Genomic DNA, 16054 nt, shown 5'->3' with positions numbered 1-16054 from the left:
AGCCCAGCATCAATAACACAACCGGCACCGGAATCAAAGAATTACCTCATAAATTTTTCCATTTTTTCCAATTGTTTTCAACTGCGGACATAGGCAAGGGACGAAAACGGTGGCACGGAGGTACAATGACACATCCACGAACAGGGAAAGGCTTTCAGATGGTGAAAAAGAAAGTAGCGCCACGGCCAGCTTCGGCCTCGCAGCGGATATCTCCCCCATGGCGCCTTACTATGGCTTTTGCCAGAGTCAGGCCGATGCCGTTGCCCGCAACTCCCGGGGGCTCGTGGGCTTTGCCAAAGGCCTTGAAGATGCTCCCGGCCTTTTCGGCGGGAAAGCCGATGCCGTTGTCGCTCACGTAATACTCCGGTTTTTTCCCCCCTTCGATTCTGGAGCCGACGGTGATCCTCGTCTCGTCCCGCGCCACTGTATATTTCCAGGCATTTTCCAGGAGTTGCTCCAGTGCCGTTCTCAACAACAGGTGGTCGCCTACGGCATTCAGACCGGGCTGAATGCTGAATTCGCACCTGCGATGGGGTGAGGACTGCCTAAGCCCCGCCAGAATCTCGCCCGCAAGCCCCGTTATATCCACCGGCTCGTTTTTCAACGTCTGCTTCGCCACGTTTCCCAGCTTCAACAGGTCCTCGACAAATCCGGCAAACTGTCTGAGCAGGCCTTCCATCTCCTCCAGCCTTGAACCCAGAGTGGCACTGAATGCGGCATAATCTTTTTTCAGGACATCCATCATTATCTGAATGCGACGAATCGGAGCAAGGACGGCGCTTCGTGGAAGCAGAAAATTCCGCGCGAGCTCCATGACCAGGTTGCGCAGCTTACCTATGGACAGACAGATCTTCTCCACGAGACGGTACCCTTCGCTATCCGGTAAACCAGCTTCGGCAATGGACCGGCAAAGGGCCTCGGCCCTGTTAAGGGGGGTATAGACTTCGTCGTCTATCTCAACGGACAGTACGCTCTGCGGGCTCACCGTCGGGAAACCCTGCCCGACCGTCTCCTGCCCCAGAGCGTAGCCCCCCGGCCGCTGCCGCTCCTTTTCCCTCAAATGCATCAGTTCGTCTTCGATTCGCCGGTGTTCCACCGATTCCTTCCGCAGCTCTTCCGCCTTTTCCATGAGCTTTTCCGAGAGAAAAAGGCTGTGCAGGCGGAGAAATTCCTCTTCGCTCGGCAACTCCCGGCGCTCAGGCCTCAGTCCCTTGCGGTCGAGAATGCCCATCAGGACCTGGACGATTGCCTCCGGATCCAGAGGCTTGGCGATATAGGCATCTGCACCCAGCGCCAGGGCGAAATCACGATGGCTGGTCTTGGTATAGGTGGAAGTATAAAAGATGAAAATGATGTCGCCGAAGGCAGAGGTGCGCAATGCCCGCAGGAACTGGAAGCCGTCCATGCGCGGCATCATGATGTCCGAAAGGATCACGTCCGGAATTTGTTCCCTGAGCAGTTCCATTCCCCTGGTGCCGTCGGGAGCGTCCAACGCCTCCCATCCCCGGTCCGTAAAGATAGCAGAGAGGAGTTTTCGATAGGGCTCGTTGTCGTCGACGATAAGTATCTTCATGTAATCCCTTTATCTGGAAGAGTAATGGCATTTCATCCGCTTTTTATTAAATATTATAATAAGTAATATATAATTACAAAAGAGGAAGGACAAAAGAAAAGGAAACGGAGAGAGCATATGCATCGGCAACCGGCGGAATATCTGCAGGCACGGGTATCGGAATTGGAAAAACAGCTGGAAGAACGGACTGCGCAGCTCAAGGAAGCGCAGCAGGAACTGGCCTCCTTCAATTATTCCGTTTCACATGACCTCCGCTCACCTTTGCGCAATATTTTCGGTTTCGCCCATCTCCTGGCGAAAAAATACCGGGACCAGCTGCAGGGCCAGGGGCTTGAATACCTGGAAATGATCATGTCGGGTATTGAGCGCATGGGACACATGATAGACGATCTCCTTAACCTGTCCCGGATAGGCCGTCTGGAAATGAAAATGGAACAGGTCGATCTTTCCGCCATGGCTGCCGAAATTCTGAAAAAACTGCAGGAGAGCCAACCCGAGCGGCAGGTGCAGATCCATGTGGCACCGGACATACGGGTGGTAGGGGACGGGCAGCTGCTGCAGGCTGCCCTGACGAACCTGCTGGACAACGCCTGGAAATTCACCCGTGATACACAGCCGGCGGAGATCCGGTTCGGGATCAGACAGGAGGAGGATGAGACGGTCTATTTCGTCAGTGACAACGGTGCCGGCTTTGCCCCCGATCAGATTTACCGGCTGTTCAACCCTTTTCAGCGGCTTCATCTGGAATCCGAATTTCCCGGCACCGGCATGGGTCTGGCCATCGTCAGAAAAGCCGTCCAGCGTCACGGAGGCCGGGTCTTCGCCCAAGGGGCCGAGGGAGAAGGCGCCACCTTTTCCTTTACCCTTGGAGGATCTCGGACTTAGAAAACGGCCCATGCTCACGCTTTGCCCCATAATCCGACAGCCTCCATGATAGCCCATGAGCCTTTTGATCAGAGGAAGCGGTATGCCCGGATATCCCCGAACTCCCCGAGAACGATACGCCCTTGCCGCAGGTTTCACCCTCGTCGCGCTGCTGCTGAGGCTGGCGCTGGCTCCCTACCTGGGCAAGTACTTCCCCTTTTCCACCTTTTATGTGGCCATCACCGCCACCGCTTTTTTTGCCGGCCCCGGACCGTCGCTATTCGCCGTTTTCCTCAGCTTCGCCGCTGCCGTCTGGCTGTTCATCATGCCGGGTATCTCCCAATACCCGTCGTGGATCATTCCCCTGCTGGGCAGCATCGGCTTTCTCTTGGTCTCGCTGCTGATCAGCGGCATCGGCGGCATCGCCTGGAGAGCACAGGCCTGGGCAGAAGCCAGCAGGCAGGAAGCAGAACTCCGCCGAGAGCAGGCGGAGCAGGAGGCTGCCGAAAGACGGAAGGCGGAGCAGGAATTGCGCCAGAGCTACGAGCGGCTTGCCCAGGCGGAAAAAATAGCGCTGGTCATGCCGTTGCACGTGAGTCTGGACGGGTGCTGGCAGAAGGTAACCCCCAATTTCTGCCGCTTCCTCGGCTACACGGAAGAGGAATTGCTCGGACGTCCCTTCAGGGATTTTACCCACCCCGCCGATTTCGCTACCGATTGGAACCAGGTCCAGCGTTTGAAAAGTGGCGAAATCCAATCCTTTCAGATGGAGAAGAGATTCATCCGCAAGGACGGCAGGGCAGTCTGGGGATACCTCAACTGCTCCATCGTCACCGATGAGGAGGGCAAGCCGCTCCATTTCCTGACTTACGTGCTGGACATCAACGAGAAAAAGCTGGTGGAAGAAGAGCTGCGCTATCACGCGGCAACCCTGAATCTAGCCATTGAATCCGCCGACATCGGCACCTTCGATTTTCATCCGGAAGCCGGGGTTTTGCGCTGGTCGGAAACCACCAAGCGGCATTTCGGGCTCGACCGCGATGCGCCGGTAGACTATGAGGTTTTCCTGCAGAGAATACACGAAGAAGACCGGACCAAGGTGGACCACGCCATCCGCCAGGCGCTGGGAGAGGAGAAAGCTGTCGCCATCGAATTCAGGAGCATCGGGCTCCAGGACGGCAAGGAGCGCTGGATCTCGGTGCGCGGCAGGGTTTTTTACGACCGGGACGGCGGTCCCCTCAGGCTGATCGGCATCACCTTGGACATGAGCGACCGCAGACGGGCCGAAGAGGAGTTGCGGAAAACAATGGTCGATCTGTCCCGTTCTAACTTGGAACTCGCCCAGTTTGCCTATGTGGCATCCCACGACCTGCAGGAGCCGCTGCGGATGATCGCCAGCTACCTGCAACTCCTTGCTGCCAAATACCGTGGCCGGCTCGACAGCAAGGCAGAGACTTATATCCATTACGCCGTGGATGGGGCTAAGCGGATGCAGCGCCTGATCGAGGGGTTGCTCGCCTATTCCCGCATAACCCACGGTGCGCCATTCAACCCGGTCAACACCGGCCGGGTCTTTGATGAGGCCCTTGCCAACCTTGATGCGTCCATACGGGAAAGCGCCGCTACTGTACAAGGCAAAGACCTGCCGACCGTCTACGGCGACGAAATCCAGCTGCTGCAGCTATTACAGAACCTCATCGGCAACGCCATCAAATATCGCAAGCGCGACACTCCCTTGACCATAACCGTTTCCGCCCGCCGCCAACAATCCGAATGGGTTTTTGCGGTGGCGGACAACGGCATCGGCATCGAAGCGGAATATTATGACCGGGTCTTCCAGTTATTCCAGAGGCTACATAGCCGCGACGAGTACTCGGGAACCGGCATCGGCCTGGCCCTGTGCAAGAGGATCGTCGAGCGGCACGGCGGCCGGATATGGATTGAATCCACCTTCGGCAGGGGTTCAACCTTTTTTTTCACCATCCCGGTCATGAAGGGGATCAGCAGATAGGGGAAAGGTTCTCAGGGGGAGTGGTTTCCACCCAGGCATTGCCGAATGATCCTGTCGAGCTCGTCCGCCTCCACATGCCCCTTGACGAGAAAGTATCCCGCTCCTTCGGCAATGGCCCTGGCAGCCAGTTCACTGTCGAAGAGGCCGGTCAGGACGATGACTGGCAATGGCAACTTTTCCCTGACCAGGCTTAAGGATTGTATTCCGCTACTGTCGGGCAGATTGAGGTCCATCATGACCAGGTCGAAGCCCTCCCCCTCCATAAGCTCGAAGGCAGCTGAAAGACGGCTGGCCCGGGTCACGTCATAGCGCCCGGCAAACTCGGCAAGCATCTCAGTAAGGAGCAGTGCATCGCCGCTGCTATCCTCTATGAGTAAAATACGAATGGCCTTGTCTTTCATCTTTTTCTCCCATTGAGCTCCCTGTAGAAATAGTAACACAGCGTTACGCGCGTTGCCCTACACCCTGCCAAAAAAGTTAAACTGTGTTAACATTGCTATAGATTTGTGAAGTCCGCCATGTGCAACCAGTACGGCGGGAATGCCGCAGGTCGTCAGCAACCGTTCCGGCTGTCTGCCAAGAATTCATTCGTCCGCCACTGACGGGGAGGGTCAGGTGAAGAAAGAGCTCGGCAGTGCCATCGATATTCTGCTGGTAGAAGATAATCCGGGAGATGTGGAACTGATTCGCGAGGCCCTTGCCTCCGGCACCTCACGGCACCATTTGAACGTGGTGCGCGACGGCGCCCAGGCGTTGAAGTACCTCCGCAGGCAGGACCTTTATGCCGACCGCCAACTCCCCGACCTGGTGCTGCTGGATCTGAACCTGCCGCGGAAAAGCGGGAGGGAGGTGCTTCAGGAGATAAAGGACGACCCGGAACTGAAGTGGATACCTATTATCGTCCTCACCAGCTCCAAGGCCGAAGAGGATATCCTGAAATCCTACAGCCTGCATGCAAACTGCTATGTAACAAAGCCGGTCGATTTCGAACAGTTCATGGGGGTGGTCAAGGCGATAGAAGACTTTTGGCTGACGACGGTCAAGCTCCCCTTCAGGCACTAAAGCCACGGCCACCCCTTCAGGACGCCCGATTGTTGCCAAAGAGCCGCCTATGGACACAATCAAAATCCTGCTGATCGAGGATAATCCCCTCGATTCCGCCCTTATAGAGGAGATGCTTGCCGAACGGGAAGCCGCGCACTTTTCGGTGACGCCGGTGGGGCGCCTCGCCCATGGGATCAAGGCCCTTGCCGAAGGGTCATTCCATGTGGTGCTTCTGGATCTTGGGTTGCCGGACAGCCAGGGGCTCGACACCCTGGCACGCATACAGGAGAAGAATGCCGAAACTCCGGTCATCCTCCTCACCGGTCTCGACGACGAAGGGATGGGGCTGGAAGCGGTGGAAAAAGGCGCCCAGGATTACCTGGTTAAGGGGCAATTCAACGCCGGCATGCTCACTCGCTCAATCCGCTATGCCATTCACCGTAAAAAGGCCGAAGAGACGATCCGCAAGGCAAAGGAGCTCAGTGAGGCCATCAATCAGATCAATGAGCTGATGGACCTGTCGCTGGATTTCCAGATCATCATGGAACGGATCATGGAAAAGGCCGCCTATGCTATAAAGGCTGATTCGGCGGTCATTTACCAGCTGGAACATGAGCAATGGAAGATCATATCCGCCTGGGGGCTACCACAAACAATCGTCGGAGAAACCTATGGACTTGAAGAAATGGTATTTTCCCGTTTTCAGCTGAACGATCAACAGAGTGTCCTGGTAACCGAGCAGACAAACATACGTTTTATCAACGGGTACCATATCCAATCCCTGATCGAGGTGCCTCTGACCTCCGGCGATTCCATCATCGGCGCTTTTTCTCTCCACTACCACAGCCCCGCTTCCTGGTTCAGCGACAGCCAATACGACTTCGCCCACAAAGTCGGCAAAACCGTCAGCCTGGCATTAAAAAACTACCTCCTCTACGAAGAACGGCAGAAGTCGGAGGAACGCTACCGTTACCTGTTCCAGAGCGCCAACGATCCCATATTCATCGTCGATCGGGATTTGAAATTCATCAACATCAACCAACGGGCCATGGACCTCTTTGGTTACGAACCGGACGAGTTCATGAAGATGCACATGGTGGACCTGGTGCCGGTGGACCAGGTCCCCAGGCTTCAGGGGGAGCTGAAGAAGAGGGAAGAATCACGGGAGGCTCTGGAGAAACTGGGCACTGCCATGCGTACCAAGTGGGGCTCCTTTCTCGATGTGGAAATAAGTTCCTCCCCCTTCATCGAACGGGAGAACGTCCTGGGTTCCATACACATCATCAGAGACATTACCCGGAGCAAGCGGCTGGAAGACGAGATCCGTTACCAGGCCACCCACGATATTCTCACCGGCCTGGCCAACAGAATGCTGTTCATGGACCATCTGGCCCTGTCCATCAGCCAGGGGCACCGCTACAACGAAATCCAGGCGGTCATGTTCCTGGATCTGGACCGCTTCAAATCCATCAACGATTCCTTGGGGCATGCAGCGGGGGACAAGCTTCTGCAACTCATCTCGGAACGGCTGAAGGAGTGCGTCCGCGAAACGGATACGGTGGCCCGCATCGGGGGGGACGAATACAACATCCTCATCACCCAGATGGTTCATCCGGAGGATGCAACGGCAATTGCCAATAAAATCCTCTCGGCCACGAGCAAACCCTTTGCCATAGATGGGCACCAGCTACAAGTGACCATCAGCATAGGCATCAGTCTCTATCCCACCGATGGGGAAGACGCGGAGACCCTGCTCAAAAATGCCGACATAGCCCTCTACCACGCCAAGGAACAGGGGAGAAACAACTACCAGTTCTACAATCCCGCACTGAACACCCGGACGCTGGAAAGGGTAAAGCTGGAAAACCGGCTGAGGCAGGCACTGGAACATAACGAGCTGGTCGTGCTCTACCAGCCCCAGGTAGCCATGGATACGGGGCTGTTGACCGGGGCCGAAGCGCTCGTTTACTGGCTCCACCCCGAGCTGGGATTGCTCTCCCCCAGCCACTTCATCCCCATGGCAGAGGAAATAGGCTTCATCACCGACATTGACGACTGGGTCATGAAAACAGCCTGTGCCCAGAACAAGGCATGGCAGGACGAGGGACACCCTCCCTTCAATGTGACGGTAAACCTCTCGTCCAAGCAGTTCCGCAGGCCGGACTTGGTGGACCGGGTACGGAAGGTGCTGGAGGGGACAGGCCTCCCCCCCCGCTTCCTGGAATTGGAGATCACCGAGGGAACAGCCATGCGGGATATCGAATATACGATTCCCAGCCTCAAAACCCTGACTGGTATGGAGGTAGGCTTTGCCATCGACGACTTCGGCACCGGCTACTCTTCCCTCAGCTATCTCAAAAAACTTCCCATTCGCAAGCTGAAAATCGACAAATCCTTTATCTTCGGCGTCAACAGCGATCCCAACGACAAGGCCATCGTCGCCACCATCATCGCCATGGCCCATAACCTGAAACTGGAGGTCATCGCCGAAGGGGTGGAGGACGAGGATCAACTGGAATTTCTCCATGAGAACCGCTGCGATCACATGCAGGGGTTTCTTTACAGCCGCCCCATACCGGCCGAGCAGTTCAGGCGGCTGATAATGTAATGCATGACAGGTTGATGAATTGAAGCAATTTACCAGTAGCCTGAATTAGCAACGTAGTTTCCCCCCCGGCTTGAAAATACTGGCGACATCTCCTGTCGCCATTTTTATCTCATGGTGCCGTTACAACCAAAGGAATTTTCCCGCCGGCCACACCAGGAGAAATGGATGGAGGAAAACAAAAAGTCCACAAATGGGAGACATTTATGGACCGGGTGCAACATTCTTCTGTCTATCGTCTATTCTTCCTTTTCCTGAACTCAGGCAGTCTGTTCAGCCAAGTACTGCTGCAGCCCCATCTGCTGGATCTGATCCAGCTGCGCCTCGATCCAGTCGATATGTTCCTCCTCGTTATCCAGGATGGACTGGAGAAGATCACGGGTACCGTTGTCCTTTTCTTCGACCGCCACACGGATGCTGTCGTTATACCCATGGATCGCTTCGAGCTCGTAGGCATGGTCGTTGCGCAGCATCAGTTCCACCTCGGCACCAATATTTATTTTGTTCAGGTTGCTGACGATCGGCCTCCCTTCGAGGAAAAGGATCCGAGCTATGAGCTTTTCCGCATGCTTCATCTCAACTATGGCCCGCTCTTCTATGGTTTTGTACAGCCTGGCATACTTCCAGTTTTCGCACATTTCCGCATGGACCATATACTGGTTGATGGCCGAAAGCTCCTCGGCCAGTCTGGCATTCAGGTGTTCGATGACCTTCTCGCTTCCTTTCATGATCCTCCCCCTTTTCGGCACTGGTCGTGTATTCGGCAGCTTTTACCGTCTTCATCAGTATAATATGAGAGAGAACTAATTCAAGCATCTCTTTTGCCTGCCACGGCAGCCCTCCCCTGAGCAGGCGGTAAGCCACCATCCCCCATACGATCGTCACATCCCTTGACACTGGGGCATATACAAAGTATCGTCTGGAAGACCGACAATTCCCAGGAAACGGAACCTCTAGCCATGAGCAAAGACAAAAACGACAACCGACCCCAGCTGAGGTTGGTGGTGAATAATACCGAAAAGAGAAACACGCGACCCGCTGCCAGCGAAGACGACTTCATCTCGTTTCAGGAGCTCGTAGCAAACCGGGAGATTTTCCAGGTGGAATTTTTTCGGGGGCTGGAGCCGCTGCAGGCCGAGGGCTACCGGGTAATCGAGCGGTTCATCACCGAGAGAGGATGGCCTTACGGCCTCGACCCCCGTCACGGGCAGGTCATCGTCATCCCGGCTGGAGCGATCTGCCCGGAAAGCGATGAGCATGGCGGAGCAGGCCAAGACGAGGTGCTGGTCTACCTGGCGGAGGATGCCACCGGACAGGGTCTTTGCCTTGCCCTGGAGATGCTCATGCCTTACTACAGCGAAGACGAGGCGGTCATGGAGGACGCCCTCCTCTATGGTCCGGTCAACCAGTACGGTTCCCTGTTTCTTGAGGAAAACCGCCACGACTCCTTCCTGGACCTTATTTATCGCCTTTCCTTCCCTGTCTATCCCGTAAATCCTGACCAAATCCTCCTCAACCGCTTCTTTTCCATAGCTGCCTTTGAGTTAAAGGAGACTCTCCAGGGACTGGCGGGTTATTCCTACGAATAGCCGCCTCCCCATTTGCCCCACGGTCGATTGCATTTTCAGCGGCACCCCTTAAAATATTAAACGACACTAACTTAAAAAGGGGCATACATGAAAACCACTCTTCCGGTCCTGGGCCTGCTGTTTCTGGTGTTGAATCTCTGGCTGCTGCCCATCGCTTCTGCAGAGGAAGGACTGAAAGACATCGGCATTCGAGCCGGCTTTTCGGCAAAGGGAAAGAACGAATACTTCCATCAATACGAGGCTTTTGCCCAATTTGGTTTGCCGTGGGAATGGCGCAGAGAATCAGGGTGGGGTTTGGGAGTGCAGCTTGACGCTGCTGCCGGAGCCCTTTATGGTGGCAAGGAAGCCGGGTTTATCGGCACGATAAGTCCCGGATTCAGTTTTGACAAAGGGAATCGCGGTTTTTCTGCAGAAGTAGGACCAGGGCTTGTCTTTCTCGACAAACGCCATTTCGGCCAGCAGGACTTTGGGGGAAAGGTGCTGTTTCTCATTTACCTGGGACTGAACTACCGCTTCGACAGCGGCCTTGGATTAGGATACCGGATTCAGCACATATCCAACGCAGGATTATATGACAGCGTCAATACAGGATTGGACCTGCACATGGCTGCACTCAGCTGGAATTTCTAGACACCTTTTCCTCAGACGATAATGTTCACGAAGTTCTCCACAAGGGAGACCCGCAGCGGCCCGTGGCAGTGGAAATCCCCATCCACCTGGACTGCCTTGTCACCGCCGACGATTATCTCACGCCCCCCCATGACGGCTATGCCCGAGCCCGAAATTTTCCCTGTAGCCATCCCCATCAATAATTTCAGGTAGGCGGTCCGGCTGCCGTCCCTGATATAGACCACCTGGAACTCCGGGCTGAACAGCTCAGCCCCCGGAGCGAGGACGAAATTGCCGCCATATTTGGAGGCATTGCAGATAACCGCGCCGTGGCAGGATATATCCCTGCCGTCGATGCTGATCGTGAACTGCCGGCGGTCCCAGTCCGCCAGAACCCGCAAGGCCGACAGGACGTATGCACCCTTGCCCATCAGCCGTTTCTCCCCCAGGCGCACCCCTTCCACCACCGCACCGTCAAAGCCGATACCGGCCATGAGAAGGAAATAACGGCTTTCGCCGGCAGCCTCCAGCATCCCTGCGGATATGGATCTCTCCCGTTGTCTGACGAGTTTCTCCACGGCCTCGTGCACCGAACCTATGCCCAGTTCCTTCGCCAGCACGTTTGCCGTACCTAGCGGCAACACCCCAAGAGTTGCCATTCCCGGCACCAGCCCGTTCACTACGCCGTTAACGGTACCGTCGCCACCGCCGGCAATGATGAAAGGGTCAGTCTCTTCTGTACAGATCCTGGCAGCAAAACGGGAAGCATCGTCGGCACTCCCGGTGATGAGCAGCTGGGGGGAGAAACCGGCACCACTCAGCCGTGCCATGACTGCATCGATTCTGCGTGGCGAATAGCTCCCCGAGGTGGGATTGACGATAAGAAAGCAGCGTCTGGACATTTGTTCTCCATGTTCGGGGTGAATCCGTTCGGCTGTTATAGAACGTAACCAGGCTATGTGCAACGTTTTTTAGGTGGGCTAATGAATAAGATGGACTTCTGTGATCAATCTACAGTAGAGTTGGAAGTTGCTTCGGCAAAACAGGCGGTTAGATTAAAGAATGCAAGGAAACTACCATGTTGACGAAAAGCAGATTCCGGTCGTTGTACATCCTGTTCCTGATCATCATACTGTTTTCATTTCTCACCAGAACGATTCTCCTGGTCAAGTCGCTCCCCAGCCTTGAACCTATACCGCTTCTTCTGGCAAAAATTTACGGCGTGGGCTTCTTTTTCGACTGCGTTACCTTCAGCTATTTTGCCATACCGTTCGTCATCGTCTCCATGTTGCTTCCCGACAAGGTCTTCAACAACAGGGTCTTCCAGCTCGTTGCCGCTGCCGTCGCCTTTGTCGTCACCTACCTGATGCTCTTCAACGTCATCGCCGAATATACCTTCTTCGACGAATTCGCCACCCGCTACAACTTCATCGCCATCGACTATCTGATCTATACTACCGAGGTCATTCGCAACATCCGCGAGTCATACCCGGTTAACTGGCTGCTTGGGGGCATCTTCATTATCAACATCCTCGTCTTCATGGTCGTCAGGAAACAGCTGCGTCCTGCTTTCTCAGGAAGTTCGCGGCTGGGACGACGCTGCCGGACAGGCCTCGTGCTCCTGGCGCTGCCGGTGCTGTCTTATTTCTTCGTCGATATTTCCATGAACCACATCTCTCCCAACAACTATGCCGATGAGCTGGCCAGTAACGGCATTTACAACTTGGCAGCAGCCTTCAGGAACAACGAGCTGGACTTCAACAAGTTCTACGCGTCCAAAAACGGTACGCTGGTCATGGCTGCCCTCAAAAAAGAGCTGACGGAAACCGGCAACCATTTCGCCAGCTCTGGCGCCGACGAGATTTCCCGTATCATCCGCCACGAAGGGCCTGAAAAACGTCTGAATGTGGTTGTAGTGGTCGAAGAGAGTCTGAGCGCCGAATTCCTAGGTACATTCGGTAATAGGACTGGGATCACGCCGAATCTGGACAAACTGGCAGACGAATCCCTGTTCTTTACCAACCTTTACGCCACCGGCACGCGAACCGTGCGCGGGCTTGAAGCCATCACCTTGGCAATGCCCCCGCTCCCCGGCACGTCCATAGTCAAGCGCCCCAACAATGAGCATTTTTTCTCCTGGGGTTCGGTGATGAGGGACAAAGGCTACGACAACAAGTTCATCTATGCGGGGCACGGGTACTTCGACAATATGAACTATTTCTTTGCCAACAATGGCTTTGCCACGGTCGACCGGCTCAATTTCGCCAAGGATGAAATCACCTTCACCAACGCCTGGGGGGTCTGCGACGAAGACCTGTTCTTGAAAGTCCTCAAGGAAGGGGACAAATCCTTTACTCAGAAGAAGCCATTCTTCAGCGTCGTCATGACTACCTCCAACCATCGTCCATTCACCTACCCCGACGGCAAAATCGACATCCCCTCAAAGACCGGGCGCGACGGGGGGGTAAAATACGCCGACTACGCCATCGGCCGGCTGCTGGCGGAAGCAAGGAAAAAACCCTGGTTCAACGACACCGTTTTCGTCATCGTTGCCGACCACTGCGCCGGAAGTGCCCGCAAGATGGCCCTGCCGGTGAAGAACTACCGCATCCCCCTCTTCATCTATGCCCCCGCCTTGATCAAGCCGCAGCGGGTCGATCGCATGATGAGCCAGATCGATATAGCACCAACGGTGCTCGGCTTGCTCAACTTCAGCTATACGACCAGGTTTTTCGGCAAAGACATCCTGAACGCTCAACCGGGGCAGGAGCGGGCTTTCATCTCCACCTATCAGAAGCTCGGCTTCATTGAAGGAAATCGCCTGCTCGTACTGGGACCCAAAAAAGAGACAGGCTTCTATACCTTCACCAGAGGAGCCTCGGGGGATGACCGGATGACCGAGATCAAGCCCCAGGATGACCTGCTGATGAATGGTTTGGGATACTACCAGGGAGCCTACTACGTATATAAGAACCGGCTGAACAGGCTGGTAAGATAGGGTTCGCAAAACTCAAACATCATCCTTCATCCAGCCGTGGAAGGTCTTCCGCAACTTTTCGATCTTGGGGTCAATCACCATGAGGCAGTAAGGCTGGGTACGGTTGAACCGGTAGTAGGACTGGTGATATCCTTCCGCAGGATAGAAGTTGGTAAAGGGTACGATCTGGGTAACAATGGGATCGGACCAGAGCCCATCCACCTCGGCCTTTTCCTTTGATTCTTCGGCAATCCGTCTCTGTCTGTCGTCGTGATAGAAGATGGCGGACCGGTACTGGCTGCCCCGGTCCGCCCCCTGGCGATTGGGAGTGGTCGGATCGTGGCAGCGCCAGAATACATCTAGAAGATCTCCGTAGGATATGACCTGCGGATCGAAAGATATCTGCACCGATTCGGCATGTTTGGTTCTGCCGCTGCAGACCTCCTGGTAAGTGGGATTCTCCACATTCCCCCCGGCATAGCCGGATACCACCCGGTACACCCCTTTAAGCACCTGAAAAACCGCCTCGGTACACCAAAAGCATCCTGCGGCCAGTGTCGCCGTTTCAAGTCTTTCCATTGCATTTCTCCTCCCAGTCCTCCGTTAATTCTATTGTAGCAAAAAGCAGCTTCCTTTCTTACCCCACCAACTTTAGGTTTGCCCTCCTTGGGTAGTGGAGATAAAATACTGCCAAGATTCAAGCCGTTGTAAATCAATCCGATGACCACAGAGAGGCGCAATGACCAATCAGAAGAAAACCCTTACCATAAAAAACGTCAGCCAGATCCTCCTGAAACGCGGACTCATCACCGAAGAGCAATTCAAGGAAGTCACGGCAAAAGGGGAAATCCAGGCGGCTCGTCTGCACAGTCACCAACAATCAGGATATTCCCGGCGTCTTACCCAAGGCGTCGATCAGATTTCACCGGCAGAAGTCATCTCTTCTTTCAACCTGCTCATGCCCAAGAGCGGCAAAATCCTTAGCGAAGACATTATCACCGAGATCATTGCCCAGGCGGCAGGACTGGAATACCTGAAGATCGACCCCCTGAAGCTCAATCTCGACATAGTCACCCGATACATGTCCAGGCCGTTTGCCCTGAAGAATGTCATTGTCCCGGTTGATGAATGCGGTGGCAAAGTCACCATAGCAGTGGCGGACCCCTTTAATACAGCGGCCATAGATGATCTGGCTGCAGCGACAAAGATATCCGTGAGGCTGGTATTGGCTTCGCGCAACGATATCTTGAAGATTCTCCGGGAGTTTTTTGGTTTCCGCGCGTCTATCAGGGCTGCGGAAAACGAAGTCGTAACTTCCACCGATCTTTCCAATCTTGAACAGTTCGTGAAGATGCGCGGGCAGTCCGACATTGAAAGCACCGATCACCACATCATAGCTGCTGTCGAATTTCTGCTCCAGTATGCCTTCGACCAGCGGGCCAGCGATATCCACATCGAGCCAAAGCGGGAAATGTCCCTGGTCAGACTGCGGGTGGATGGGGTGTTGCACAATATCCACACCATTCCACGCCAGTTGCATCCACCGATTGTCTCGCGCATCAAGCTCCTCTCCCGTCTGGACTTGGCCGAGAAACGGCGGCCACAGGACGGGCGGATCAAAACGAGCCATAAGGGGAAGGAGGTGGAGCTCCGCGTCTCAACGCTGCCGGTCGCCTTCGGCGAAAAAGTAGTTATCAGGATTTTCGATCCGGAAATACTCATGCAGGATCTGGACAGGATCGGTTTTTATCCCCGGGAGTACCAGCTTTACAACTCGTTTATCCGCAAGCCCAACGGCATCATCCTCGTCACCGGTCCTACCGGCAGCGGCAAGACCACGACCCTCTATTCATCTTTGAGGACCCTTGCCTCCCCTGAGGTAAATATAGTCACGGTAGAAGACCCCATCGAAATGGTAATGGAGGAGTTCAACCAGGTGGGAGTACAGTCTGCAATAGGTGTCACCTTCGCCACCGTACTGCGCAACATCCTGCGTCAGGACCCGGATATCATCATGATCGGCGAGATCCGCGACCGTGAGACGGCAGAGAATGCCGTCCAGGCAGCACTGACCGGTCATCTTGTATTATCCACCCTCCATACTAATGATGCCCCGTCTTCGGTTACACGGCTCATCGACCTCGGAGTTCCTTCCTTTCTTATCTCCTCAACGGTCAATGGCATCATCGCCCAACGCCTGCTGAGGACCATATGCCCCCATTGCAAAAATCAGCGGCACCTGCACGATGATGAGATCGCTTACCTGCAATTGGCAAAGGGGAAATATACGGTTCACGAAGGGAACGGCTGTTCCGAATGCAGGGGAACCGGATACAAAGGGCGGACCGGGATTTTTGAGGTTATGGATTTCACCGAGTCCATCAAGGAGGTACTGTCGGATCAGGTGGACCTGGCCCGTCTATATGAAGCAGCAAAGGGGGACGGTATGGTAAGCCTGCGGAATGTGGCAATTCACAAAATGCTGGAAGGCGTTACGACATACGAGGAGGTAGTGGCGATAACCGGTTAGAGTTTGTGCGAAGGCGATAACGGGTTGGAAATGGAGTCGTAACAAGTGGATCTAAAGGATAGAATCCCGGAAGGGGAATTAGCAGGCAATAAAAAAAGCCTCCGCTTAAGAAAGCAGAGGCTTTTTGAATTAAATCCCGGCGGCGACCTACTCTCCCACACAGCTACCCGTGCAGTACCATTGGCCCTGAGAGGCTTAACTTCCGTGTTCGGGATGGGAACGGGTGTGACCCTCTCGGCATAGCCACCGAGA

Annotated in this window: 13 protein-coding genes and 1 rRNA gene; 8 read left to right on the top strand and 6 right to left on the bottom strand. The window is 54.8% G+C overall.

What is annotated here, in order from left to right:
- Nucleotides 1-154: 154 nt before the first annotated feature.
- Nucleotides 155-1573, bottom strand: coding sequence for a response regulator (locus ML541_RS16865; RefSeq protein ID WP_243374700.1), 1419 nt, complete (start codon nt 1571-1573; stop codon nt 155-157).
- A 117-nt stretch (nt 1574-1690) separates the two neighbouring features.
- Between ML541_RS16865 and ML541_RS16860 the strand changes: the two genes are divergently transcribed.
- Entirely contained in the window at nt 1691-2458 is a 768-nt protein-coding gene (locus ML541_RS16860; protein ID WP_243374698.1) for an ATP-binding protein, read from the top strand.
- Nucleotides 2459-2540: 82 nt separating this feature from the next.
- Nucleotides 2541-4448, top strand: coding sequence for a PAS domain-containing sensor histidine kinase (locus ML541_RS16855; RefSeq protein WP_243374696.1), 1908 nt, complete (start codon nt 2541-2543; stop codon nt 4446-4448).
- An 11-nt stretch (nt 4449-4459) separates the two neighbouring features.
- Here the strand turns inward: ML541_RS16855 and ML541_RS16850 are convergent, their stop codons facing one another.
- On the bottom strand, nt 4460-4849 hold the full coding sequence (locus tag ML541_RS16850; RefSeq protein ID WP_243374694.1) for a response regulator: 390 nt from the start codon (nt 4847-4849) through the stop codon (nt 4460-4462).
- Between the two features lie 214 nt (nt 4850-5063).
- Here ML541_RS16850 and ML541_RS16845 point away from each other — a divergent pair, with 214 nt between their 5' ends.
- Nucleotides 5064-5510 (top strand): response regulator, encoded by a 447-nt coding sequence (locus tag ML541_RS16845; protein WP_243374692.1) that lies wholly within the window; start codon nt 5064-5066, stop codon nt 5508-5510.
- Between the two features lie 49 nt (nt 5511-5559).
- On the top strand, nt 5560-8100 hold the full coding sequence (locus ML541_RS16840; protein ID WP_243374690.1) for an EAL domain-containing protein: 2541 nt from the start codon (nt 5560-5562) through the stop codon (nt 8098-8100).
- 257 nt (nt 8101-8357) lie between these two features.
- On the opposite strand, the gene bfr is transcribed toward ML541_RS16840, so the two are convergent.
- Nucleotides 8358-8825: a bacterioferritin gene (gene bfr, locus ML541_RS16835; RefSeq protein ID WP_243374688.1), complete on the bottom strand. Its 468-nt coding sequence runs from the start codon at nt 8823-8825 to the stop codon at nt 8358-8360.
- A gap of 231 nt (nt 8826-9056) precedes the next feature.
- Here bfr and ML541_RS16830 point away from each other — a divergent pair, with 231 nt between their 5' ends.
- Together ML541_RS16830 and ML541_RS16825 are read left to right on the top strand one after the other, a co-directional pair.
- A complete protein-coding gene (locus ML541_RS16830) occupies nt 9057-9686 on the top strand; it encodes a hypothetical protein (RefSeq protein ID WP_243374686.1) in 630 nt (209 codons plus the stop codon).
- Nucleotides 9687-9773: 87 nt separating this feature from the next.
- The gene (locus ML541_RS16825) at nt 9774-10316 is read left to right on the top strand and encodes an acyloxyacyl hydrolase (protein WP_243374684.1); all 543 of its coding nucleotides are present in this window, start codon (nt 9774-9776) and stop codon (nt 10314-10316) included.
- A gap of 11 nt (nt 10317-10327) precedes the next feature.
- Here the strand turns inward: ML541_RS16825 and ML541_RS16820 are convergent, their stop codons facing one another.
- Nucleotides 10328-11197: a diacylglycerol kinase family protein gene (locus ML541_RS16820; protein ID WP_243374682.1), complete on the bottom strand. Its 870-nt coding sequence runs from the start codon at nt 11195-11197 to the stop codon at nt 10328-10330.
- Nucleotides 11198-11373: 176 nt separating this feature from the next.
- Between ML541_RS16820 and ML541_RS16815 the strand changes: the two genes are divergently transcribed.
- Nucleotides 11374-13293 (top strand): LTA synthase family protein, encoded by a 1920-nt coding sequence (locus tag ML541_RS16815; RefSeq protein ID WP_243374680.1) that lies wholly within the window; start codon nt 11374-11376, stop codon nt 13291-13293.
- Nucleotides 13294-13305: 12 nt separating this feature from the next.
- Here ML541_RS16815 and msrA read toward each other — a convergent pair whose 3' ends face one another.
- Nucleotides 13306-13851, bottom strand: coding sequence for a peptide-methionine (S)-S-oxide reductase MsrA (gene msrA, locus ML541_RS16810; protein WP_243374678.1), 546 nt, complete (start codon nt 13849-13851; stop codon nt 13306-13308).
- A gap of 160 nt (nt 13852-14011) precedes the next feature.
- Between msrA and ML541_RS16805 the strand changes: the two genes are divergently transcribed.
- Nucleotides 14012-15802: a type II/IV secretion system protein gene (locus ML541_RS16805; protein WP_243374676.1), complete on the top strand. Its 1791-nt coding sequence runs from the start codon at nt 14012-14014 to the stop codon at nt 15800-15802.
- 134 nt (nt 15803-15936) lie between these two features.
- Here the strand turns inward: ML541_RS16805 and rrf are convergent.
- Nucleotides 15937-16053 (bottom strand): 5S ribosomal RNA (gene rrf, locus ML541_RS16800).
- Nucleotide 16054: the final 1 nt, after the last annotated feature.

Origin of the sequence: Geotalea sp. SG265 (assembly GCF_022808985.1) — a bacterium.
Classification (GTDB): Bacteria; Desulfobacterota; Desulfuromonadia; order Geobacterales; family Geobacteraceae; genus Geotalea.
This window is presented reverse-complemented; position numbering and strand designations above follow the sequence as displayed.